Source organism: Shewanella aegiceratis (assembly GCF_019457495.1).
Lineage (GTDB): Bacteria > Pseudomonadota > Gammaproteobacteria > Enterobacterales > Shewanellaceae > Shewanella > Shewanella loihica.
In genome coordinates this window covers 3,897,592-3,918,741 of the sequence record NZ_CP080416.1, presented here as the reverse complement: position 1 = coordinate 3,918,741, position 21,150 = coordinate 3,897,592, and the positions used below count along the sequence as shown (strand labels likewise).

Below are 21,150 nucleotides of genomic sequence, written 5' to 3'. Positions count from 1 at the left end.
GCTTTATCAATCGGGTGAGTGGCGTTAATTTTGATGGTCAGAAGATTAATTTTTTTAAGGATACGAGTAGCTTGGTTTATGGTTTTTAAAAGATTGAATACAGGATTCAGTTTATAAATTTCTTTAAAATTAATACTTTGAAATTTACTGGTTTCTGCGCGCAGCTTTTGTTGGTTTATTTGTATGACCAATAAAATTCATTGACATCAATAGTTTTCAGTCATTTAATCAAATTTAAGTGTTTGATAAATTAAACGCGGTGGGCGTTTTGTTGTGCTCTCAAATGCTTAATTAGGGCCGGGTGAATTACCGGCGGGTGAAGATGAATTGGGTATTGATTATGGAACACGAAACAAACACAGCACACAGGGTTACCGAGACTGAATCTGATCATGGCGCCATGACACGTCGTCAATGGCTGCAGGAGATGTTGGCGGGCAACGAGACAGATCTTAAAGATGAAGAGCCAGATTGCTATATCCTGGGGTATAACTGATCGCCATTATCGCCAGCGGTAACCGCAGCCAAATCGGCCTTGTCTTGATATAAGAGAGTTAACCCTTTAGGTTAGGCATGACTTAAAAAATAAGGATATTTTGACATGCAGCTCTCTTGTCATTGTGGGCAGGTACAACTGACCCTGGCGACGCCTCCAGAAACCCTTACCTCTTGCAACTGCTCCATCTGCAGCCGCTATGCCGCCCTGTGGGGCTATTTTGATCCCAAGGAGGTCAGCCTGAACGAGCTGGCACCGTCCGGCCAGGAGGAGAGCGCGTCTGTGGGGTATAGCCATGGGGATAAGTATCTGGTCTTCTACCACTGCAAGCGCTGTGGCTGCGTGACCCATACCCTGACGACGGACAAGGTGAGTGAGCCCAGGATAGCGCTGAACTTCAGGATGGCGCCACAGGCGCTGCGCGAGAATATTCAGGTCCGCCACTTCGATGGTGCCGACACCTGGCAGTATCTGGATTAAAGGCGCCTAGATTAAAATCGCTGAGATTAAAGCGTCTCGATTTTATCGTTTAGACTAAGCTGTGTCGGCATAGGGCATCTGTTCTAACTTTCCAGCCCTATGCCTAAATCAATCTCGAAAGAGTGATTAGTCGACGGCGATCATCACATTGCTCGCCTTGATGATGGCATAGGCTTCGCCGCCCACCACCAGACCCAACTGCTCACATGATTTCTTGGTGACCACAGAGGTGATCTCAACGCCCGGAGCTAGCTCGATCACCACTTCGTTGTTTACCGAACCTTCTTCGATTGCCTTGATCTTACCGGTAAGGTTGTTGCGTGCGCTAATTTTCATATTAATTTATCTTCCTGTTAATTAATGAAAAAGCCATGGTAACCCTTAGTGTAAATTGGGGAAACTCAAACATAGATATTTGTGAAGCCTATTGGAGTTTAGCCTGAGCGACACGCCTGCGTTCACCTATCAAGCCTATGATTTGCGGCATCAATGAGGCGGCGATCATGGCCAACATCAGCAGGTACTGATGCGGCGTGAAAGATTCGCCCAGTAGTACCATGCCAGAGACGATACCCGCCACTGGGTTTGCGATGCCGCCAAAGGTAAAGTCCACCACGCTCATCCGCTGCAACAGCCAGACATACATGATATAGCCCAGTACGGTATTGAGCAGGATGATCCAGCCGATGCCGACAAGGTTGTTCGGGCTGAGTTGGCTAAGCGCATTGCCATAGCCTTGTGGTGCCAGCCAGGCATGCACGCCTGCCGCCAGGCTCAGCAGCACGCCGCCGATGATCAGCTGCCAGGTCAATACCGTCCACCAATGCATGCGATCCCCAAGGGCCTTAGTGATGCCGCTACCGACTATGATGCAGCTGATGGCCGCCAGCATGGCGAGCAGACCTATGGGGTTGAGGCTGATGGAGTTGGGGTTAAACAGTAGCCAGGCCAGGCCGATCAGCACCAGGCCGAAGAAACCCTGGGTCAGGCCGGGGCGCCGCCCATGAAACAGCCACTGGTAGAGCATGGCAAATACAGGCACAGAGATCATACCGACGCCCGAGATGGCCGAGGGCAGGGTGAGGGCCATGACGAAGATCAGGCTGAAGAAGGCGGCGATATTGATAAAGCCTAAGCGAATCAGCAGGCTCCACTCCTGACGCTTTGGCAGGCTGGGCCTGATCGCCAGCAGGATAAGGCCGGCCGGCAGCGCTCGCAAGGCACCAAGCAACAGAGGAGGCCAGTCCGGCAGCGTATATTGGGTCACCGCGTAGGTGGTGCCCCAGAAGAAGGCGGGGATCATGGCTAGCAGTACATTCATATTTATCTCAACAAAAAGTATCTTTACGTGAAGATATAAGTCTGCACCTTTTGATTCTGCTTGTAAAGTATCTAAGGATTAATTATCTTTACCTAAAGATAAATGCCTGTGGTTACCGTTTCCTCTATGGTCGTGACCATTGAGCCTGACACCACTCTATGTGTTCTCGGAGAGCAGATGAACTCAAATCAACTCGACGGCGTCGATCGCCTAAGGGCCCAATGGGCCAAGGAGAAGCCGCAACTGGATACCCTGCCGATGGCGATCCTCGGCCGCATGATGCGCATCTATAAACATCTGGAAACAGAGGTTAGTGCCTGTCACAAGCAGTTTGGCATCAGCATGGGGGAGTTCGATGTGCTGGCGACCCTGCGTCGCTCGGGGGAGCCCTATCGTCTGACGCCCTCGGATCTGCTGGCGGCCATGATGCTCACCTCGGGTGCCATGACCAACCGCGTCGATGGCCTGGAGAAGAAGGGGCTGGTGTCCCGCAGCCATTGTCAGGAAGACAGGCGTAGCGTCAGTGTCGGCCTGACCGAGGCGGGGCTCGCGTTGATCGATGAGGCGATAGAGGCCCACGTGGCGGCCCAGCAGGCCCTGACCAATCGTCTGTCGCCCGATGAGAAACAGCAGCTGGATGCGCTGTTTAAACATTGGCTGCAGGCATTCGAGTCTTAACTTTATCCTTCTTCTGTCGGTAGAGACCAACCTGAATCTGCCGACTTTTTCACCGTCTGGCTTTCTCATTTCTGTAAACTTATCATTACAAATGGTAAGGCTTGCTGGGGCTTTCCCGGTCACTTTGACAGCCTGAACCTCGCCGCCTATTGTCCTTTTAACCCCGCCGTCCCATCTGGGATAGCAGGGATTTTTTGCCTGTTTTTTAGCCTCATTTATCGCCTGAAATCCCCCGCTTTTCTCGGCTAATTTAGCCAATTTGAAATTTCTTGAGCGACTTGACCAAAGTCAATTTCAATCTGTGTCAAAGGCATAGTCTTAACTGCAACAAGGTAATAACACCTTCATCACAGTGGCTCTGGCAGTTTGAACCCCTTTGGTGAAATGCGCTAACAACGGAGTATTTTATGGAAAAGCAATCTTCTACCCCTGCAGTGAATGTCGATCAGCAACGTCGTAGCTTCTTGAGTGGTTCAGTCGGTTTGGGCCTGGTGGGCGCTGGTATGGCGGCCGGCTTGGTATCAACCAGTGCCTCGGCCACCACACAGACCAAGTCAGACCGTATGGCCAACTATAAGGCGGAGCAGCTTGAGCGCGTCACCTTAGACCTGGTGCCACCACCTATGGTGCCTAAGCATGATCAGGTCGCCAAGGGTAAGCCTAAGGTGGTGCAGGTGAAGCTGGTGGTAGAAGAGAAGCAGGTGGAGCTGGAAAACGGCACCAAGGCCTGGGTCTGCGCCTTCAACGGCAGCGTGCCTGGCCCGCTCATCGTCTGTCATCAACATGACTTCGTCGAGTTGACTCTGGTAAACCCTGCGACCAATGCCCTGGCCCACAACATCGACCTGCACGCCGCCACCGGCGCCCTGGGCGGCGGCGAGCTGACTCTGGTTTCTCCCGGCCAAGAGGTGACCTTCCGCTTCAAGGCGACCAAGGCGGGTACCTTCGTGTATCACTGTGCGCCGGGCGGGGTGATGATCCCTTGGCACGTAGCTATGGGCATGCACGGCGCCATCATGGTGCTGCCCCGTGACGGCCTGAAAGATGCCGAGGGCAAGCCAGTTAAATATGACAAGGCCTACTACATAGGCGAAGCCGACTTCTATGTGCCAAAGGATGCCAACGGCAAATACAAGGCCTATGACACTGTGATGGGTAGCATGAGTGAGGTGCTTGAGGTGATGAAGACGCTTACCCCATCTCACGTGGTGTTCAACGGAGCCGTGGGTGCCCTGACAGGTAAGAACGCCATGACCGCCAAGGTGGGTGAGTCAGTGCTCTTCGTACACTCTCAGGCGAACCGCGATACCCGTCCGCACATCATCGGCGGACACGGTGACTATGTCTGGCCAGCGGGTTCATTTACCGATGCGCCGCAGACCAACCTGGAAACCTGGATGGTCGCCGGGGGCAGTGCCTGCGCCGCCCTATACACCTTCCGCCAGCCAGGTCTCTATGCCTATGTGAACCACAACCTGATCGAGGCGATCATCAAGGGCGCAGCGGCTCACGTGAAGGTCGACGGCGAGTGGGATGACAACCTGATGGTGCAGCTCAAGAAGCCATCTAGCATAGCCACTGCCTAAGGGCTAAGCGCTAAGGGCTTAGGCAAAAGGGCTCGGGTCTAGGTGAGGCTCGAGCCAATTATCGTCGCAACGATGGGAGATGCAGATGCAAAGGTTACTCCTGATGGGATTGCTGATGATGCTGGGCGGGTTTGTTATGACCCCCAGCGCAGCGGCCGCCGAGGTGGACTACGGCCTGGAGGCAAATGTCTATCTCTGGTATGCCAACCTGGATATGGGCCAGACCGACAAGCGCTTGGCGCCAGAAAGCGATCTAGTGGACTACGCCGAGTATGCCGGCAGCCTACCAAGTCAAGGCGCTCATCACCTCATGTCCATCACCCCTATTGCCCGCAGTCAGGAGGGTGTCGAGGTAGAGGTGGAGACAGAGTTTCAGCTGGCCTCGCCAACCGAAGGTGAGAGCGAGGTGAAGGGGCAATATGTGGTGCAGCGCCTGAGCCTGGATAATCGAGGATTGGTGCGCAGCAGCGTCACTCTGGTCAACGAGTATGATGACTTTACTTCCCGCTATCGCCCCGCCGCCGAGATCAATCTGGTTCGCGTGGCGCTCTATCGCTGGACCGAGTCGCTAGACAGGCTTGGTGACGTGACTCTGCTCGGTCTGTTAGCTAAGAATGCAAGCTTTACCGGCCCCGAAGATGCTGGCCAGACCCCGAGCCAGTATCTCGCCTACTTGCACAGCCTGAATCACAGCGACAGCCGGCGGGTGATCAAGAACTACAGCCTGACGCCCGAGGCAGAGCAATACCGTTTGAGTTTCGAGTATCAGTGGACGGCCACCAACAGCGAGGGCGAGGTCGAGTTGGCGCGAATCGGCGTGACTATGCTGCTCGCCGTGACACCAGAGGGGGCTAAGGTAGTCCTGTACCGTGCCGAGTACCTGCCGCCGGTGACAGATCTTGGCGCCGAGGTGCGTTGTTAGGAGAAGGAATTGACTATGACACAAGTTAACCAAGGTAAGTTTCATCTGGCCCTGAGCCTCTGTGTGCTGCTGATCGGCAGCCTGATGAGCGCTGCTAGCATGGCGAACATGCCGATCCTCAAGGGGATTGGTGGCGATTTTAGCCTGCGCAGCAGCAAGGGGGGTGAGGTTCGTCTGTCTGACTTTCACGACAAGGTGGTGATGATGTTTTTTGGTTACACCAACTGCGCCGATATCTGCCCAACCACCATGGCCCACATTAGCCAGCTGATGAATCAGTTGCCGAGTGAGACCCGAGATCGCATTCAGGTGCTCTTTATCAGCATCGACAGCGATTACGACACGCCCAAGCACCTGAACAAATACCTCAGCTACTTCGACCCCAGCTTTATCGGCTTGGTGGATGAGCGGGAGAAGATAGATGAGGTCGCCGCGTTATTTAAGGCCGACTACACCAAGTTGGCCGAAGAGAAGGTGACTACTGAGTATAAGAAGCTGAGCCTGGAAGATAGCAAGGCGCCTAAGCGTCAGGGGTATCTCTATTCCCATACCGCCAAGATCTTCGTGCTCGATGGCAAACAGAGGGTGCGCGGTTTCTTCTACACAGGCACCCCTATAGACGAGATGCGTCAACAGATCGAGAGCCTGCTCTAATCATGAAAAAAGGAAATTATATGAAAGGTCGTTTCTGCTTATTTGTGTTGCTTTGTAGCTGTTTCGGTGCCGCCCAGGCCAGCGAGCTGATGGTACACGACGCCTGGATCCGCGGCATGCCGCCCACCTCTCGCGTAGTGCCCGTCTATCTCTCCCTACATAACCCGAGCGACAAGCCCTTGGTGCTCAAGGCGATCACTAGCCCACGCGGCGTGGTGGAGCTGCACCAGACGCTGATGGAGAATGAGGTGATGCGGATGCAAGGAGTGGAGGCGATACAGATCCCGCCCCATGGCATGGTGAAACTGGCGCCCGGCGGCTATCACGGCATGATGTCGGACTTTAAGACCGGCGTGCCGGCTTTGGGTGAAGAGGTGGCTTTGACACTTACCCTGGCGGATGGCGAGACCCTGTCGGTGATGGCCAAAGTCACGGCTCAGGGAGAGGCTCACGACCACAGCATGCACCACTAATTTAGCTTCACGCGCTTTTTGAATTTGATTCATCTTTAATACCTGTTCATTATGATCTAGATCACGACTTGTTATCAGGTTGTGATTTAGATTAACGGAGCGACAGGACTAAGGAAGGCGCGATGATAACAGATCCACAGATTAAGGCCTGCATTCACCAACACCACCTGTTTTCGGCACTGGGCGAAGAGGAGCTGTGTCGCCTGCTGGGGCAAGCCGCCAAGATCACCCTGGCCGCCCACGAAAATTTGTTCTATCAGGGCGATCTGGCCAAACGATTTTACCTGGTGATTCAGGGGCATCTGCAACTCTATCGCACCAGCCTGCAGGGTCAGGACAAGGTGATAGAGGTGGTGCGCGAGGGGCGCACCTTCGCCGAGGCGCTGATGTTTAGCCGTCAGGCCTCCTATCCTGTGTCGGCCCAGGCCGTGTCCCACTGCACCCTAGTCAGTTTCGACAGTGAAGGTTACCTCGCCATGCTCAGGGGCAATCCCGATGCCTGTATCGCCATCATGGCGGAGATGAGTGTCAGGTTACGCAAGGATATCAATGAGGTAGAGCTACTATCTGTGCAGAATGCCCAGTCGCGTCTGCTGCTTTTTCTGCTGCGCAACATGCAGAAGATCGGCGACAACCAGGGGCGGGTCGAGTTGGATATTCCTAAACGTGTGTTGGCATCGCGCCTGTCGATTCAGCCAGAAACTTTTTCCCGCCTGATGAAGAAGATGGTGACCGAAGGGATCATCGGCGAGTCTCGTGGTGCCATAGATATCAAAGATCTCGCTAAGCTCTATACCAGCGCCAACATGCCCCTTGCCAATCAGGCAATCCAGACCAGCGAGCCGCTCATTCGCTCGGGTAAGGCGCCCTGTCAGCAGATCGCTATTGAGATGGTGTAGCCTGAACCTGCTCTAGCCGTCGCTCTGCCGTGCAGCAGCGATCTCTGCCGGTCTCCTTGGCGCGGTACATCGCCTTGTCTGCCAGCGCCAATAGGCTGTCCGGTGTATCGCCGGTTGCCGTAGTGACTATGCCGAAGCTGGCGCTGATGGGGAGCAGGCTGCCCTGCCAGTTGAGGCTGGATTGTCTCAGGGCCTGCTGCAATTTCTGGGCGATGATCTCCGCCACCGCGCCATCTGTGCCGGGTAATACCAGCAGAAACTCCTCGCCGCCGAGTCGGCAGAAGATGTCCATGGCGCGGGTGACCTTACCTATCTGCTGCGCAGTCTTAACGAGCACGGCGTCCCCAGCAGAATGACCAAACTTGTCATTGATCTGTTTGAAGAAATCCAGGTCGAACAGGATCAGGCTATAGGCCTGTCCATCCCTGAGCCAACGCTGATGCAGCTGCTCCAGTTGCTGCTGCATGGCGCGCCGGTTCCATAGCCCTGTGAGGTAGTCCCTGTCTGCCTGTTGGCGCATCTTCTGCACCAGACGTGTGAGGGCGTTGCCCATCATGATCACGTTGATCCATAGGGTCATGACCACATACAGCCATAACATGGGGATGGCGTCGGCGCTCTGAATGCTGGCCAGGTGGGATTTTAGAGCAGGCTCGATGAGCAGCAACAGCGCCCTGAGGCCAAAAATGACGCCCATCAGGGCGATGGGACTCAATAGGATCACGGCGATGGGGCGTTTGACCGTGTGTTCCAGGGCGACCAGATTGTCCTTGGCCATCAGCAAGAAGGTGCTGGCGGCCATGAAGGAGAAGAAGATGCCCAGGGTATCGCTGGCTGCTATGCTAGGCGGCTGAGTTAGCATCAAGAGCCCCGTCAGGAGCAGTAAGGCGAGATCTATTTTGATGCTGCTTGGCAGGCGAAACAGGCGTTGGGTGCCGCTACGAAGCAGCACGAAACCGAGTAACAGCAGCATGTCTGCCCCCAACCAGTAGAGATAACTCGGCGTCTGATCCCTGAGTGTGGTGAGCAGCACTCCCATTAAGATCAACAGGTTGGCAAGGGAGAAATAGGTGCTGGCGCGGGGAGCGATGCGCAGCGGGTAGGCCATCAGGCCCCAGGCAAGGGTAGAGGTACTGGCGAGCAGGCAGATAAATAGCACCAAGAGCTCGGCAATGGGGTCAATATTCATAAGCGATCTTTTTATTTTTTTACACTATAAAGCAGCCGTGGCGTCGAGTGAAACTGTTTGTTACTAAATTGTTATGTTCGTCTTGTCCGTCAGCGGGCTCGCGCTTACCCGGCTTCTCGGCGCTGGGTGACTCGGTTTTGCCTTAATTGTTGGGTCTCAGCCGTGCTTAACTTAAATTTAGTCAGCGCTCAGATAGTCGCGTTCGAAGGTCTGCGCATCCACAGGCCTGCCATACAGATAACCTTGTCCGAAGTCGCACTCCTCCTGGCGGATAAAGGCATCCTGCGCCTGAGTCTCTACCCCTTCGGCGATCACGTTGAGTGTCAGCTTCTTGCCCATGGCGATGATCGCCCGGGTTAGCTCTCTGTCCTGTTCGTTCTTCTCTAGATTCGTGATGAAGCAGCGATCTATCTTCAGGGTATCGAAGGAGTATTTTTGCAGGTAGCTCAGGGAGGAGTAGCCGGTGCCGAAGTCGTCGAGGGAGATCCTCACCCCCAGGGCCTGCAATTGGCCAATGATATGCTGCGCCAGCTGCTCATCTTGCAGCAGCACGCCTTCGGTGATCTCCATTTCCAGGGAGGAGGCCGGCAGGCGGTAGAGGCTTAAGAGGTTGGCAATATAGTCGGCAAAATCGGTATCGCGAAACTGCAGCGGTGAGATGTTGATCGCCACCCTAAACGGCCTGCTGGGATCTTGGCTGCGCCACTTGGCGGCCTGTTCGATGGCGGTATGCAGCACGAAGTTACCGATGGCGATGATCTGACCATTGTGCTCAGCCAGGCTGATAAATTGATCCGGCGGTACATTACCCAGCTGTGGGCTGTGCCAGCGGAGCAGGGCCTCGGCACCGATAACCCGCTTGTGTTGCAGGCTAAACAGCGGCTGGTAATGCAGGCTCAGCTCCTGATGTTTGAGGGCATCCACCAGGTGCGACTCCAGCAGGCAGCGGCGCTCGATATTGGTTTGAGTGTGCTTGTTGAAGAAGCTGTAGGGCGTGGCCTCGGCCTTGCTGATGCTCATGGCTGCACCGGCTTTCTGCATCAGCTCAGAGGCCTCCTGGGCGTCCGTCGGCGCGACCGCGACCCCAATGCAACAGGGAATATTGATGCTGAACTCTGCCAGGGCGAAGGGAATATTGGCGGTCTGTATTATGCTGTCGATCAGGGGAAGCTCTAGGGGATTCTTGCCCCTGTGGGCGATGACGAACTCGGCGCCGGCGATGCGGGCAAACAGGGTATCCTTATCCAGGATGCGTTTGATGCGCTGGCTGAAGAGCTGCAGCACCTTGTCGCCGACCACATAGCCATAGCTCTCGTTGATCGACTTGAAGTTACGCAGGCCAAAGTAGATCACATAGGTAGACAGTTCATCGGGTTGGCTGAGTTGCTGTGAGAGCTGATTCACGAACCCCAGCCGATTGGCAAGGCCGGTCAATGGATCGTGATCCTTATGAAATTGCAGCGAATTCTCGATAACGGTACGTTGCTCTATCTCGCTCAATAGTTTCTTGTTAAGCCTGGTGAGTTCTAGGGTACGTTGCTGCACCTTGGTCTCTAAGACTTGGTTGAGATGGAAAAGTTTGGCGCTCTGATACAGGCTGGCGAGATTGGCATTGATGGCGTTTTGAAACCGCGCCAGCAGATGGCGAAAGGTGCGGCCGTAGTCCCTCTCCTTGTTATCCAGCATACACAGGGTGCCGAAGGGCTGGCCGTTGGGCCAGGTGAGCGGCAGGCCGCAGTAGGCGATCATCCCCAGCTTGATATCGGGATTGCGATCCCACTCCTTATCTTTTAGGGCGTTGGGCACGACCAGCTCGGCTTGGCGCTTGATCACTGTCTCGCAGTAGAGACCATGACCCAGGCTCTCTGTGTCATGGCGTTTATAGGGATTGTCTGGATGATGGCTGGTGGTGAAGACAGAGATATCTTTTTCCGTCACCCGCATGATCAGGATGGCCGGGGTGTCGACGATTTCCGACAGCAGATCTAAGGTTTGCTGCCAGCCGTTAAACATCTCATCCGGCACCGCAAGCTGGGCCGTGTTGACCTGAGTCTGGCTGAAGAGTGGGTCTTGCTCCAGCAATGAGAGAGCGTCTTGATAGGGCTTCATAGGGGATCCTGAAAAGCGCGTGTGCCATCCGTTTAACTAACTATAACCTAAAGATTTCATTCCTGTCTTTCGCTGGTTTGTTGTTTTTTTAATCAGCGGCAGGTTTAGGGCTATTTTTTGCTTTTCTTTTCGGTTTGCTTTAACGCAAAAGCTTACTTGGTTGGCGCGATGGCATAGGCTGAAAAATAAAAAAAAAGGCCCGATGAGTGGTTATCTCATCGAGCCTTTTCGTTCTTGCCGTTAGCCGCTTGGGCTTAGAAACTCAGCGTTTGCTGTAACGCTCGGCGCCATTCAGTGCCGTTAGTCGTCATCCAGACTTGGTTGGCGTTGATTTGAAGGTCTGGATCCTGAGGATGGGGCATCAATCCGCCTAAAATAATAAGTTGACCGCCGTGAACCATGGCGTGATAACCACGCTTAGCCTCGAAGGAAAAATTATCCATGGCCTTGGTCCAGCTGGTGCCATCTTGCGAATACCAGAGATCGGTTAAGGTTTGGTTAGCGCCATATCCGCCAAAGGCCCATAATTTACCGTCAAACTCGACGAGCTGGTGTATATGTCTCGCGCCTAATCCAGTGGTATCTGCCTGTTTTGTCCAGGTGATACCATCTGTGGTTGACCAGATATCACTGAGTTGAGCCGTTCGAGATAGGGTTTCGTGACCCGCTACCACCCATAGTTTTCCGCCAAAGCTGCTGATTTGGGTTACGGCGCGTGCGGGGAAATTATTGTTGCCTACATCTGTCCAGTTGATGCCATCTTCTGAGCGATATACGACGCCGTTTTGTGTGTCGATAGCCCATAATTTATTGTCGAATGGATAGACTGAGTATTGACCGTTTTGCGTGCCAACATTTGGTCCGGTGAGCGCCTCTTGGGTCCAGGTTTTACCATCGAGTGATGAGTAGCTACCACTTGCGTGCAAGGCCCAAATCTTACCTGAAAAAGTAAGTATCTTGCTGTCCGTTGGAAAGGGAAGCGTAGTGGAATCATCTAATGTCCAGCTGAAACCGTCAGTAGAGTGCCAACGAGTATTTACTTTCTCGAAATCTTCGTTGGTGCCAGAAAGCAGTTGTATCTCTCCCTGGTGACTGACTGCCTGAATGTCTGTCATGGCTGGTAGCTGAATATTGAGTGGCAGCCAATGCTTGCCGTCTGTCGTTTGCCAGTTGTCGTTGAGTATGATGCCATTCTCACTTCTGCCGCCAATAACGACCAGGGCATCATTATGTACCGCGGTGGTGAAGTATTTACGTACCCTATCTACCATGTAGGATTTTAATCCGAAGTTTGCGTCTGCAGTTGCTAACGTCCAAGAGGCACCGTCGGTGGAGGTCCATACATCATTTGGAAAGGCTGAACGATTTGGATCGAGCTGATCGATATAACCGCCTAGCAAAATTAATTGATTACCGATTTGCCTTACTTCATGGCGTTCTCTGCCCGAGAATCCGGCGTCATTTGATATTTTCGTCCAGTGAATACCGTCGTCTGAGTTCCAGATATCGGCTGTCTTCTGGATATCGTTTCTGCCACTAAATTGCCAAAGTTTATCTTTAAATTCGACAAAGGCTGCGCTTACTCTCTGGGTTGCATTTGAATCTGACGACTCCAGGTTCCAGGTTATACCATCGGTAGAGGAGTAGATCTCTTTGACATAGTCTCCGGCCTGAAAGTCATAACCGCCGTATATCCACATCTTGTCATTGAAAGTCGTCACCGAATAGCCGTTGCGCTCGCTAAAGCCAATATCGGCATTCACCTGCGTCCAATTGATGCCATCTGCTGAGTGCCATACATCGTTAAGCTTACTATTACTTCGTGTACCTACGAGCCAGATATGGTCTGCAAATGTATAAACTGCCATGGGGTGGCGTTCGCCAAAGGGAGCCTCATCAACCACTTTTTGCCAGATGTTGCCATCGCTCGATCGCCAGATACTGGCATCATTGCCTGTATAGTCATAGCCACCGATGAGCCAGAGATAGCCATCGAAAGAAACGGCCTTGGCCGAAGTTCGGCGAGTGAGGTTATTGTTGGCGACATAGGTTGCCTGACCAGCATGTTGGCCGTGGAAGACGTTATAGTAGGCATCACTCGTCGTGGTTAAGCTGCTGTCTATTAGCGGCTGTGTGGATAGCTTGTCTACCAGCCCGTTATCGCAGTTGCTGAAATTGTTAAAATCACAGTCGGCCTGAGTGGTACTGGCTAGTTGCAGAGGAGTATCTACATCAGTAAACACTTTTGTGTCATCGGTTCCTATCAGCAACTTGAGTGTTAGCGACTTTGGTGCGACAGAAGCAAAGAAACTGCTGCTGGCTTTAAGGTAGTTAGCGGTCTCGGCGATCTCGGCAAAGATCTGCGCCTCGCCTAGCGTATGCGCCGTCACCTGTCCACTGGTATCCACCGAGGCCACGGCAGGATCTTGGCTGCTAAAAGTGACGTTAGCAACATCGACATTGACGGGATTCAGATAAGTTTGATCGATAAAGAGCGCCACTGTGCCAGTGTTGTCAAAGGCGATAGCTCTCTCCGCCTTGGCGACATTGACTTGATAGGCGGCGGAGGCTGCCAGGTACTTGGCATCTTCGGCGATATGAGCGGTAATAGTGCTGGAACCCGCGGTTAATATCGCGACCAAACCATCATTGGAGACGGTGACGACTTCGGGGTTAGAGCTGGTATAACTTATGGCTCCAGTTCCTAAAAAACCTTGAAGCGAGTTGCTAAAGGCTTGGTCACCGTAGGTTTTCTCTATGGTGCCACTTTGACTAAAGCTGAGTGTTTGGTTGAGTTTGACCGCGGTTTTATCTGTTTCTGATGAGCCGCTTCCACCACCACAGGCGCTGAGTTGCGAGGCGAGTATAAGCAAGCAGCCTATACGCATTAATCCCTTAAGCATAGCGAATGTCCCTATCTTTTTGTTTGTTGTTATTTTGGGAAATGCCTGAGTGCATCCCCCTATCTTATCTCGTATTAGATTCGTTTTTACTTAATTAAGTCTTTGTACATCAATAAGATTTGTTGTCGATATGTTATTTGCTTGTTGTGTATTGGTCAATGATAAAGACACAAGAAAATAAGACTAAGGAATGAGAATATTCGCGTCTACTCGTAGTCAGGCTCATTAGCCTTTTTGGTGTGGGCAGAACCAGATTTATCGCTTCTGGGTTTGTGATTCTCTTTGAGACAACTGGTTGGAAGCTACTAAAAAGACTATCTTTTAACCATAAGCCGAATGATTTCTTTCATGCTCGTTTGGGCCAGGTATTCTCTTTGTCTTACCGCTTACGGGCACTCTAAGACCTTGTTACTCAAAGGATCTTATTATTCAAATGGCATTGTTATTCAAAGGACACTGTTATGCAGATGACGCTCTCTTTTCTCGGTGCGGCCCAGGAGGTGACGGGCTCCTGTCATCTTCTCGATATCTCGGGTCGTCAGGTGCTGCTCGACTGCGGCCTTATCCAGGGTGGTAAGCTCGATGCACTGCGCAATCACGAGCCCTTCCTCTTCGAGCCAACAGAGATTCATGCCGTGGTGCTCAGCCATGCCCATATCGATCACTCGGGGCGTCTCCCTCTGCTGGTCAAGTCTGGCTTTACTGGCCCTATCTATACCCATAAGGCGACGGTTGAGCTGTGTGAGGTGATGCTAAGGGATGCCGCCATGCTGCAGGTACGCGATGTGGAGCGCCTCAACAAGAAGCGGGTGAAGATGGAACTGCCGCCGCTGGAGCCCCTGTTCGACGAAGAAGATGTGGCGCTGGTGATCAAGCAGTTTGTTGCCCTGGATTATGGTCAGTCGGTACAGGTGGCGCCCCAGTTGACGGCTTGTTTAAGCGATGCCGGCCATATTCTAGGCTCGGCTGTGGTCGAGTTGTGGCTGGGTGAGGGAAGCGAGCGCAAGAAGCTGGTGTTTAGCGGCGATCTGGGGCGGGCGGGTATGCCGATCCTGGATGATCCTACGCTGATCGATGACGCGGATTTGGTGTTGATGGAGAGCACCTATGGCGATAGGTTACACCGCAGCTGGGACGATACCCTGGCGGAGCTCAGGGCGATCTTCGCCAAGACGATTAAGGAGAGCCGCGGCAATATTCTCCTACCCGCATTCTCCGTCGGGCGGGCTCAGGAGCTGCTCTATCTGTTTCACCTCTATGCCAAGGAGTGGGCGCTGTCCAACTGGCGTATCTGTCTCGACAGCCCCATGGCGATCAAGGCGACTCAGATCTATGTGGCCAACTATCAGCTGATGGATGAGGACTTTAAGCGCTTCACCCGTCTGTCGCCGGGCAAGCATCCGCTGCTCTCGAATGTGGATTTCATCGACAGCACCCAGGAGTCGATGGAGCTCAACGAGATCCATCAGGGCTTGATCATCATCGCCGGTAGCGGCATGTGCAACGGCGGCCGGATCCGCAGCCATCTAGAGCATAACCTGGCCAATCCCCAGTCGGATGTGATCATCTGTGGTTTCCAGGCCCTGGGTACGCCGGGACGCCTGCTGGTGGATGGCGCCGAGTCGCTTACCATACATGGTCGCGATATTCCGGTGAAGGCCAAGATACATACGGTCGGCGGGCTGTCGGCTCACGCGGATCAGGCCGAGCTTATCCATTGGTATCGACACTTTAAACACACGCCGCCGCTGATTCTGATCCATGGTGAGCGGGAGGCGCAGGAGCGGCTCAAGGCCGAGTTGGTACCAGAGGGAAGCCAGTCGCCCCATGTGGTGATCGCCGAGCGGGGCGATACCTTAGACCTTACCGCCTTGCCGGAGCTGGTTTGGCTGCTAGACCGAGATTAGTCCGTTTCAGCTAGAGCCATGGGGAATAATTTCTGCTAGCTTAAGCAGCAAGCCATCAGTCAGCCAAGGAAAGCCCCAATGGATGAACATATTGTCATACTTATCATTGCCTTAGTCGTGTTGCTCTACGGCTATATCTCTAAGTGGTTGGCGCGTTTCGACATCTCAGGCCCCATGGTATTTACCGCCTTCGGCCTGCTGTTGTCCCCCTTCGGCTTGGATGTGACTCAGGTGAAGGTGGATGCCGAATTTGTCACTATCATGGTGGAAATCGCCTTGGTATTGGTGTTGTTTAGCGACGCCGCCCTGCTGGATCTCAGGCTACTGAAGCAGTCATGGCAGCTACCGGCGCGCCTGCTGTTTATTGGCCTGCCGATCACGGTCGCGGCTGGCACCCTTGTGGCGGGATTCTTCTTTCCCGACCAACCCTTTCTCTATTTGCTGATGTTAGCCCTGCTGCTGACCCCGACGGATGCAGCCCTGGGTAAGGCGGTGGTCTCGGACCCTAAGGTGCCCAAGACGATACGCTCCACCATCAATGTGGAGAGCGGGCTGAACGACGGCATTATCTTCCCCGTGTTAATTACTGTGGTGGCCTTGATTATGAGCGGCCTGGAGCACGCCCAGGATCAACACTGGCTGGTCTATGTGATGCAGCAGATCCTGTTCGGCGCCCTGGTGGGCGGCGCCGTCGGCTATCTGGGCACCAAGTTGCAGATCTTCTGTTTCAAACGTGATGGCATGGTGGAGACCTACCTCAACCTGATCCCCATCGCCTTGGCGATATTGGCCTTTTATCTGGCGGAGGAGTTTTCGGGTAATGGGTTCATCGCCGCCTTCTTCGCCGGTCTCTATGCCGGTAATACCAGCGAGATGGCCAGGGGGCATATCGAAGACTTTGCCGAGAGCGAGGGGGAACTCTTGGTGTTGATAAGCTTCTTCATCTTCGGCCTGGCGTTTGTGCCAACCACGTTGCCCTATGTCACCATGGAGGTGATTATCTACGCCCTGCTCAGTCTGACCTTGCTGCGTATGTTGCCCGTGATGATCTCTCTGATAGGCACCAAGTTAGATCTGGCGACCCGTGCCTTTATCGCCTGGTTTGGCCCCAGGGGGATCGCTTCTATCCTCTATGTGCTGATCGTCGCCCATGAGATGGGCAGCATCAAGGGGTTCGAGACCCTCTATGCCGTGGTAACTGTGACCGTCTTGATGAGCATACTGGCCCATGGTCTATCGGCTCAGCCGCTAGCTAACTGGTATGCCAAACGCCATCGGCCTGCTGAGCCTGATACCGATGGCGAGGACAGTACTGCTTAGCTCTGCAGACGATCTGTCTGACCGTCGAGTTTCTGCAGGCTCTTGAGTAGCATGTAGAGGCAGGTGCTCAGCAGACAGATGGCCAGGTAGATCATCATGCCGTGGCGTTTATCGCTCAGGCTCAAGGCCAGCAGGGGGCCGGCCACAGAGCCCAGGCTATAGCAGAGCAACATCACCTCGGTCGCCGACACTATCTTGATGCTCGGCAGCCTGTCACAGGCCAGCGAGATGGCGATAGGGTAGAGGGCGAAACTGGCCGCCCCCAGGATGAAGTAGCTCAATCCCTTAAACATAAAGGCGCTGGTTTCTATGGCGCCGACCACACCGACCAAGCCCACCAGAGTGCACATGGCCATCAGCAGGCGCTTGTCCATCCGCGGCGAGAGATAGCTGATCAGTGGCTGCACCGCCATGCCACCTAAGATAATCGCCGCCATCAAGAGCCCCGTCTGGGTCGGCTCCTCTACCTGATTGTCGATATAGACGGGCATCAGGCCATAGATGGGGCCGAGCAGCAGGCCTGAGACCAGGCAGCCTATGATCGCCGGGCGACTCAGGTTGGCGCTCTCCTTGAGTGAGAGTCTCTGCTGCGCCTGGTGGGCCGGCTCTCCAGAGCGGATCAGCACTGGGGCCATTATGGCCAGCAGGAGCAGGACGATGACAAACAGATAGGGTAAGACACCTTGAGTGCCCAGTTCACCAATGGCCAGCTGACCGAGGGCGCTGCCGCCATAAAGCGCGGCCATGTAGATCCCCAGTCGTCTGGCACGCGCCTTGACGCTATCGGCCATCAGTAACCAGGATTCGATCACCACGAAGACGCCCGCGACGGCGAAACCCGCGAGCAGGCGCGCCGCGAGCCAGACGCCGGCACCAGGCAAGAGCAACATGGCTACTATGCTGGCGATTAGCAGGGAGAGAAATAGTACAAAGCCGCGTCTGTGGCCCATTTTGGCGATCAGGCGCTCTACCCTTAATGCGCCGAGCAGCAACCCCAGATAGAAGATGCTGGAAAGCCAAGGGGCGAGATCTGGCGACAGGCCGAAGTTGCCCAATGAAAGGGGGATCAGGCTCATCAGAAAACCAGAGGCGACGGCAAAGAAAGAGAGACCTATTACGGGTGCCGTAGGATTGTTCGATTTACAGTTATCGGCGACGTCTAACACCAATAATCTCCAAATTAAGTCGGGTAAATGGCGCCTTGGGAGGGAGTGTGTATTGGACTGCCATTTATTCACTGTTTAGCGGGAAGCGAAATGTAGTGCCAGTGAGGCGCTAAGTAAAGTGAATTTTAACGCTTGATGATTTTTTGATATAAAAGTCGCAGTAATAGCGCTAATTTTGCCCTAAAAAGTCATTCTGTGAATAATTAATTCACAGCTGTTCTTGTTGAGGGACTCTAGCGGTTAAGCCTAGCATGAGGCTTGTTTTAAACTTTTTGTGGCTGATATCCGGCGTTAATTGATAGTTTTTATGTTGCCAAATTGTTGTTTGTTGCCGTTATGTAGATAAAGGCCGTGAATTTTTAAGTTAACGGCCAAATTTTTACCACTTTTATCCTGTCTTTTCTAAACTGGCTAGGTTAACCAAGAACAGTTTGCAGGGATTCAGTTACTGATCTGCCAAGGTGAGCGCCACTATCTTAAGCGGATGATTGCCGTCGAAGGAGGGGAAGTCCTGGTGGCAGTGGATCCACTCGAAGCTGGCGACCTGCCGCCCTTGCTTCTCGACGCAGCGATTCAAGGCATCGAGCCATGCCTGACGCTCTACCTTGGCGACGTTGTTGCAGCAGACTATGGTGCCGCCCGCCTTGGTGGCCAGCATGGCGGGTTTGAACAGGCTCTGGTAGTCGTTGATCAGATCCACAGTGCCGAAGGGGCTCTTGGCGAAACGCGGCGGGTCGAGGAATACCAGGTCGAACTGACGCGACGTCAGTTTAGGGTAGCTGGGGAGTTTCTGGTTGCGGCGTCCACCCACCTTCATGCCCGCCAATTGGCGCATGGCGGGAAAGGCATCGCTCTGAATAAACTCACACCTGTCGCTTACCCCATTGAGTTCGGCGTTGCGACGGCCAGCGGCCAGGGCAAAGGAGGAGAAGTCGACGTTGGTGACAGATTCTGCACCGCCGACTGCGGCGGCTGTGCCTATGCCGCAGGTGTAGGAAAACAGGTTCAGCACAGACTTGCCTTGGCTGTTGGCCTTCACATATTCCCGGCCGACACGCATGTCGAGAAACAGCAGGGGATCTTGCCCTTCGTGGCGTAACTTACTGATGAAGCGGATGCCATTTTCCGTCATCTCCTGCTCGGCGCTGGCGAAGGCATCGAGCTCAGGCGTCAGCGGGTTGAGAATACGCGAGTTTTTATTGGATCTATCATTGTAGATGACGGGAAGATCTTGGGTCTGCTTGAGCACTTGGCCGAGGCTTTCCAGCTCCTCCTGGGTCAGACTCTGGTGAAACGATTGGATCAGCCAGGCGTCGCCATAGCGATCTATGGTGAGTCCGTGTATCCCCTCGACCGTGCCGTGAAACACGCGAAAACAGTTGGTGTTGGCGGCTTGTGCCGCGGCGAGTAGCTCGGTTCTTTGGCTGATCGCCTGGCGCAGCAGGTCGGCGTTCGACATGATCTTATGATCCCTAATCGGTGGTATGCTGGAGTGAGCGCGGATCATAGCAAATATTTGCCCCTTGGGGGCGATTAACTCAGACGTTAGCGAGAGGGCGAAGGAATGAAACTCGTGTTAGTCCATGGGATCTTTAATACCGGCCAGGTGATGGGATGGATGCGGCGCCAGTTTGAACGTCAGGGCTTTGAGTGCCTGACGCCGACCCTGGCTCCCTTCGATGGCAGGCGTGGGATAGCCTTTGCGGCGAAACAGCTGCAAAGCCATATCGAGGCAGCCCTGGCCGAGGATGAGACCATCTGCCTCATCGGTTTTAGCATGGGCGGCATAGTGGCCCGTTACTACCTACAGCATTTGGGGGGCGAAAAACGCACCAAGGCGCTGTTCTCTATTTCATCTCCTCATCACGGCAGTTATCTCGCCTGGCTGCCCTATCCGTCGCGGGCGATGCGTGAGCTGAGGCCAAAGAGTCAGTTGTTGTCTCAGCTCGCCGATTGCCAGGAGCGCCTGAAGGGGATTGCCCTCTACTCGTTTCGCACGCCCATCGATTTCACCATAGTGCCGAGTCGCAGCTCCCATTGGCCGGGGGCCGATAATCGGGTGATCTGGCGACCGCTACATCTGTCGATGATCTTCAGTCGCCGCGTGGTGGCAGAGATCCTAGCTGGGGTGGTGCAGTTGTCGCCGGGTGGCGAGACTGCGCCACAGACCGGGCAGGGCCTCCAGCGAGCAGAGGAGTAGCCCCACCCAGATCAGAGCGAAGCTCACCGCCTTGATGCTATCGAACGCCTCGTTAAACAGAAAGATCGCCAGCAGGAAGTGCATAGTCGGTTCTATGTACTGCAGCAGGCCGACCATGGAGAGGCTGGTGTGACGAATCGCCAGGGCGAAGAAGATCAGCGGTAGCAGGGTTACGGGCGCCGACCCCATGTAAAGCAGCAGTGTGCCCGTGCCACCCGAGAGCGCCTCACTTTGACCCGTGGCACTGAGCCAGAGTAGATAGCCGGCGGCGATGGGGGTGAGCAGCGCCGCCTCAATGGTGACTGAGGTGAGCGAATCGAAACGGATAAACTTCTTACACAGGCCGTAGAGGGCGAAGAAGCTGCCCATCAACAGTGCCAGCCAGGGGAGCTGACCATAGGCCATCACCATGTAGCCTATGCCCAGAGTGCCGAGCAGCACAGCCCATTTCTGGGCGACAGTTAGCCTGTCTTTTAGAAACAGCACCCCTAATCCGATGGCAAACAGCGGGTTGATGAAGAAACCCAGGCTCGCCGCCAACACCTGACCATGGGTCAGTGCCCAGGTAAAACTGTACCAGGAGACGCACATGATAAGCGAGGCCAGCGCGCACAGGGCGACCGAGGGAAGATTGGCCTTAAGCAGTGCCAGGCTGGGCAGAGGTTTGCCAAGCAGCAGAAAGACTAGCAGCATGAAGGGCACAGAGCAGAGCAGGCGAATCGCCAGCATCTCAGTGATATCCGCGCCCGGCAAAAACTGATAGTAGAGGGGCAGTAGCCCCCAAAGTAGAAAGGAGACGATCGCCAGGGCGTTACCTTTGGCGCTAACTTGGATGTGGCTGGGCATA

The 21,150-nt window shown here is 54.1% G+C and carries 19 protein-coding genes; 11 read left to right on the top strand and 8 right to left on the bottom strand.

The features are described from left to right. Nucleotides 1-340 precede the first annotated feature (340 nt). Together K0H80_RS17030 and K0H80_RS17025 are read left to right on the top strand one after the other, a co-directional pair. Nucleotides 341-496 (top strand): hypothetical protein, encoded by a 156-nt coding sequence (locus K0H80_RS17030; RefSeq protein ID WP_190272400.1) that lies wholly within the window; start codon nt 341-343, stop codon nt 494-496. A gap of 105 nt (nt 497-601) precedes the next feature. Next, nucleotides 602-976, top strand: coding sequence for a GFA family protein (locus K0H80_RS17025; protein WP_220072363.1), 375 nt, complete (start codon nt 602-604; stop codon nt 974-976). Nucleotides 977-1,102: 126 nt separating this feature from the next. Here the strand turns inward: K0H80_RS17025 and K0H80_RS17020 are convergent, their stop codons facing one another. Continuing rightward, nucleotides 1,103-1,312 carry a TOBE domain-containing protein gene (locus tag K0H80_RS17020; protein ID WP_144202655.1) on the bottom strand — a complete coding sequence of 70 codons (210 nt, stop codon included), beginning with the start codon at nt 1,310-1,312 and terminating at the stop codon, nt 1,103-1,105. An 88-nt stretch (nt 1,313-1,400) separates the two neighbouring features. After that, nucleotides 1,401-2,297 (bottom strand): DMT family transporter, encoded by an 897-nt coding sequence (locus tag K0H80_RS17015; protein ID WP_220072362.1) that lies wholly within the window; start codon nt 2,295-2,297, stop codon nt 1,401-1,403. Nucleotides 2,298-2,474: 177 nt separating this feature from the next. Here K0H80_RS17015 and K0H80_RS17010 point away from each other — a divergent pair, with 177 nt between their 5' ends. The 6 genes from K0H80_RS17010 to K0H80_RS16985 all read left to right on the top strand — a co-directional run bounded on the left by K0H80_RS17010 (nt 2,475) and on the right by K0H80_RS16985 (nt 7,509). Continuing rightward, nucleotides 2,475-2,975 (top strand): MarR family winged helix-turn-helix transcriptional regulator, encoded by a 501-nt coding sequence (locus K0H80_RS17010; RefSeq protein ID WP_220072361.1) that lies wholly within the window; start codon nt 2,475-2,477, stop codon nt 2,973-2,975. 407 nt (nt 2,976-3,382) lie between these two features. After that, nucleotides 3,383-4,561 carry a copper-containing nitrite reductase gene (gene nirK / locus K0H80_RS17005; protein ID WP_220072360.1) on the top strand — a complete coding sequence of 393 codons (1,179 nt, stop codon included), beginning with the start codon at nt 3,383-3,385 and terminating at the stop codon, nt 4,559-4,561. An 85-nt stretch (nt 4,562-4,646) separates the two neighbouring features. Next, nucleotides 4,647-5,483 (top strand): hypothetical protein, encoded by an 837-nt coding sequence (locus tag K0H80_RS17000; protein ID WP_220072359.1) that lies wholly within the window; start codon nt 4,647-4,649, stop codon nt 5,481-5,483. Nucleotides 5,484-5,498: 15 nt separating this feature from the next. Continuing rightward, nucleotides 5,499-6,137 (top strand): SCO family protein, encoded by a 639-nt coding sequence (locus K0H80_RS16995; RefSeq protein WP_220072358.1) that lies wholly within the window; start codon nt 5,499-5,501, stop codon nt 6,135-6,137. Between the two features lie 20 nt (nt 6,138-6,157). After that, on the top strand, nt 6,158-6,610 hold the full coding sequence (locus K0H80_RS16990; RefSeq protein ID WP_220072357.1) for a copper chaperone PCu(A)C: 453 nt from the start codon (nt 6,158-6,160) through the stop codon (nt 6,608-6,610). 122 nt (nt 6,611-6,732) lie between these two features. After that, entirely contained in the window at nt 6,733-7,509 is a 777-nt protein-coding gene (locus K0H80_RS16985; RefSeq protein ID WP_011867127.1) for a Crp/Fnr family transcriptional regulator, read from the top strand. On the opposite strand, the gene K0H80_RS16980 is transcribed toward K0H80_RS16985, so the two are convergent. The 3 genes from K0H80_RS16980 to K0H80_RS16970 all read right to left on the bottom strand — a co-directional run bounded on the left by K0H80_RS16980 (nt 7,493) and on the right by K0H80_RS16970 (nt 13,710). Continuing rightward, nucleotides 7,493-8,698 carry a GGDEF domain-containing protein gene (locus K0H80_RS16980; RefSeq protein WP_220072356.1) on the bottom strand — a complete coding sequence of 402 codons (1,206 nt, stop codon included), beginning with the start codon at nt 8,696-8,698 and terminating at the stop codon, nt 7,493-7,495. The genes K0H80_RS16985 and K0H80_RS16980 overlap by 17 nt on opposite strands. Before the next feature lie 177 nt (nt 8,699-8,875). Then, nucleotides 8,876-10,807 (bottom strand): bifunctional diguanylate cyclase/phosphodiesterase, encoded by a 1,932-nt coding sequence (locus K0H80_RS16975; protein ID WP_220072355.1) that lies wholly within the window; start codon nt 10,805-10,807, stop codon nt 8,876-8,878. A 254-nt stretch (nt 10,808-11,061) separates the two neighbouring features. Then, the gene (locus K0H80_RS16970; protein WP_220072354.1) at nt 11,062-13,710 is read right to left on the bottom strand and encodes a DUF6242 domain-containing protein; all 2,649 of its coding nucleotides are present in this window, start codon (nt 13,708-13,710) and stop codon (nt 11,062-11,064) included. A 461-nt stretch (nt 13,711-14,171) separates the two neighbouring features. Between K0H80_RS16970 and K0H80_RS16965 the strand changes: the two genes are divergently transcribed. Further along, on the top strand, nt 14,172-15,617 hold the full coding sequence (locus K0H80_RS16965) for an MBL fold metallo-hydrolase RNA specificity domain-containing protein (protein WP_220072353.1): 1,446 nt from the start codon (nt 14,172-14,174) through the stop codon (nt 15,615-15,617). A 78-nt stretch (nt 15,618-15,695) separates the two neighbouring features. Then, nucleotides 15,696-16,937: a cation:proton antiporter gene (locus K0H80_RS16960; protein WP_220072352.1), complete on the top strand. Its 1,242-nt coding sequence runs from the start codon at nt 15,696-15,698 to the stop codon at nt 16,935-16,937. On the opposite strand, the gene K0H80_RS16955 is transcribed toward K0H80_RS16960, so the two are convergent. Together K0H80_RS16955 and K0H80_RS16950 are read right to left on the bottom strand one after the other, a co-directional pair. Next, nucleotides 16,934-18,103 carry an MFS transporter gene (locus K0H80_RS16955; protein WP_220072351.1) on the bottom strand — a complete coding sequence of 390 codons (1,170 nt, stop codon included), beginning with the start codon at nt 18,101-18,103 and terminating at the stop codon, nt 16,934-16,936. The genes K0H80_RS16960 and K0H80_RS16955 overlap by 4 nt on opposite strands. A gap of 445 nt (nt 18,104-18,548) precedes the next feature. Next, a complete protein-coding gene (locus tag K0H80_RS16950; RefSeq protein ID WP_220072350.1) occupies nt 18,549-19,562 on the bottom strand; it encodes a class I SAM-dependent rRNA methyltransferase in 1,014 nt (337 codons plus the stop codon). Between the two features lie 105 nt (nt 19,563-19,667). Here K0H80_RS16950 and K0H80_RS16945 point away from each other — a divergent pair, with 105 nt between their 5' ends. Further along, nucleotides 19,668-20,303, top strand: a complete 636-nt coding sequence (locus K0H80_RS16945; protein WP_220072349.1) for an alpha/beta fold hydrolase — start codon at nt 19,668-19,670, stop codon at nt 20,301-20,303. Here K0H80_RS16945 and rarD read toward each other — a convergent pair. Next, nucleotides 20,223-21,149 carry an EamA family transporter RarD gene (gene rarD / locus K0H80_RS16940; RefSeq protein ID WP_220072348.1) on the bottom strand — a complete coding sequence of 309 codons (927 nt, stop codon included), beginning with the start codon at nt 21,147-21,149 and terminating at the stop codon, nt 20,223-20,225. The genes K0H80_RS16945 and rarD overlap by 81 nt on opposite strands. Nucleotide 21,150 lies beyond the last annotated feature (1 nt).

Bases quoted from the DNA above. Each gene is read 5' to 3' on its own strand.
- K0H80_RS17030 (WP_190272400.1), top strand. From the start codon at position 341: ATGGAACACGAAACAAACACAGCACACAGGGTTACCGAGACTGAATCT.
- K0H80_RS17025 (WP_220072363.1), top strand. From the start codon at position 602: ATGCAGCTCTCTTGTCATTGTGGGCAGGTACAACTGACCCTGGCGACG.
- K0H80_RS17020 (WP_144202655.1), bottom strand. From the start codon at position 1,312: ATGAAAATTAGCGCACGCAACAACCTTACCGGTAAGATCAAGGCAATC.
- K0H80_RS17015 (WP_220072362.1), bottom strand. From the start codon at position 2,297: ATGAATGTACTGCTAGCCATGATCCCCGCCTTCTTCTGGGGCACCACC.
- K0H80_RS17010 (WP_220072361.1), top strand. From the start codon at position 2,475: ATGAACTCAAATCAACTCGACGGCGTCGATCGCCTAAGGGCCCAATGG.
- nirK (WP_220072360.1), top strand. From the start codon at position 3,383: ATGGAAAAGCAATCTTCTACCCCTGCAGTGAATGTCGATCAGCAACGT.
- K0H80_RS17000 (WP_220072359.1), top strand. From the start codon at position 4,647: ATGCAAAGGTTACTCCTGATGGGATTGCTGATGATGCTGGGCGGGTTT.
- K0H80_RS16995 (WP_220072358.1), top strand. From the start codon at position 5,499: ATGACACAAGTTAACCAAGGTAAGTTTCATCTGGCCCTGAGCCTCTGT.
- K0H80_RS16990 (WP_220072357.1), top strand. From the start codon at position 6,158: ATGAAAGGTCGTTTCTGCTTATTTGTGTTGCTTTGTAGCTGTTTCGGT.
- K0H80_RS16985 (WP_011867127.1), top strand. From the start codon at position 6,733: ATGATAACAGATCCACAGATTAAGGCCTGCATTCACCAACACCACCTG.
- K0H80_RS16980 (WP_220072356.1), bottom strand. From the start codon at position 8,698: ATGAATATTGACCCCATTGCCGAGCTCTTGGTGCTATTTATCTGCCTG.
- K0H80_RS16975 (WP_220072355.1), bottom strand. From the start codon at position 10,807: ATGAAGCCCTATCAAGACGCTCTCTCATTGCTGGAGCAAGACCCACTC.
- K0H80_RS16970 (WP_220072354.1), bottom strand. From the start codon at position 13,710: ATGCTTAAGGGATTAATGCGTATAGGCTGCTTGCTTATACTCGCCTCG.
- K0H80_RS16965 (WP_220072353.1), top strand. From the start codon at position 14,172: ATGCAGATGACGCTCTCTTTTCTCGGTGCGGCCCAGGAGGTGACGGGC.
- K0H80_RS16960 (WP_220072352.1), top strand. From the start codon at position 15,696: ATGGATGAACATATTGTCATACTTATCATTGCCTTAGTCGTGTTGCTC.
- K0H80_RS16950 (WP_220072350.1), bottom strand. From the start codon at position 19,562: ATGTCGAACGCCGACCTGCTGCGCCAGGCGATCAGCCAAAGAACCGAG.
- K0H80_RS16945 (WP_220072349.1), top strand. From the start codon at position 19,668: ATGAAACTCGTGTTAGTCCATGGGATCTTTAATACCGGCCAGGTGATG.
- rarD (WP_220072348.1), bottom strand. From the start codon at position 21,149: ATGCCCAGCCACATCCAAGTTAGCGCCAAAGGTAACGCCCTGGCGATC.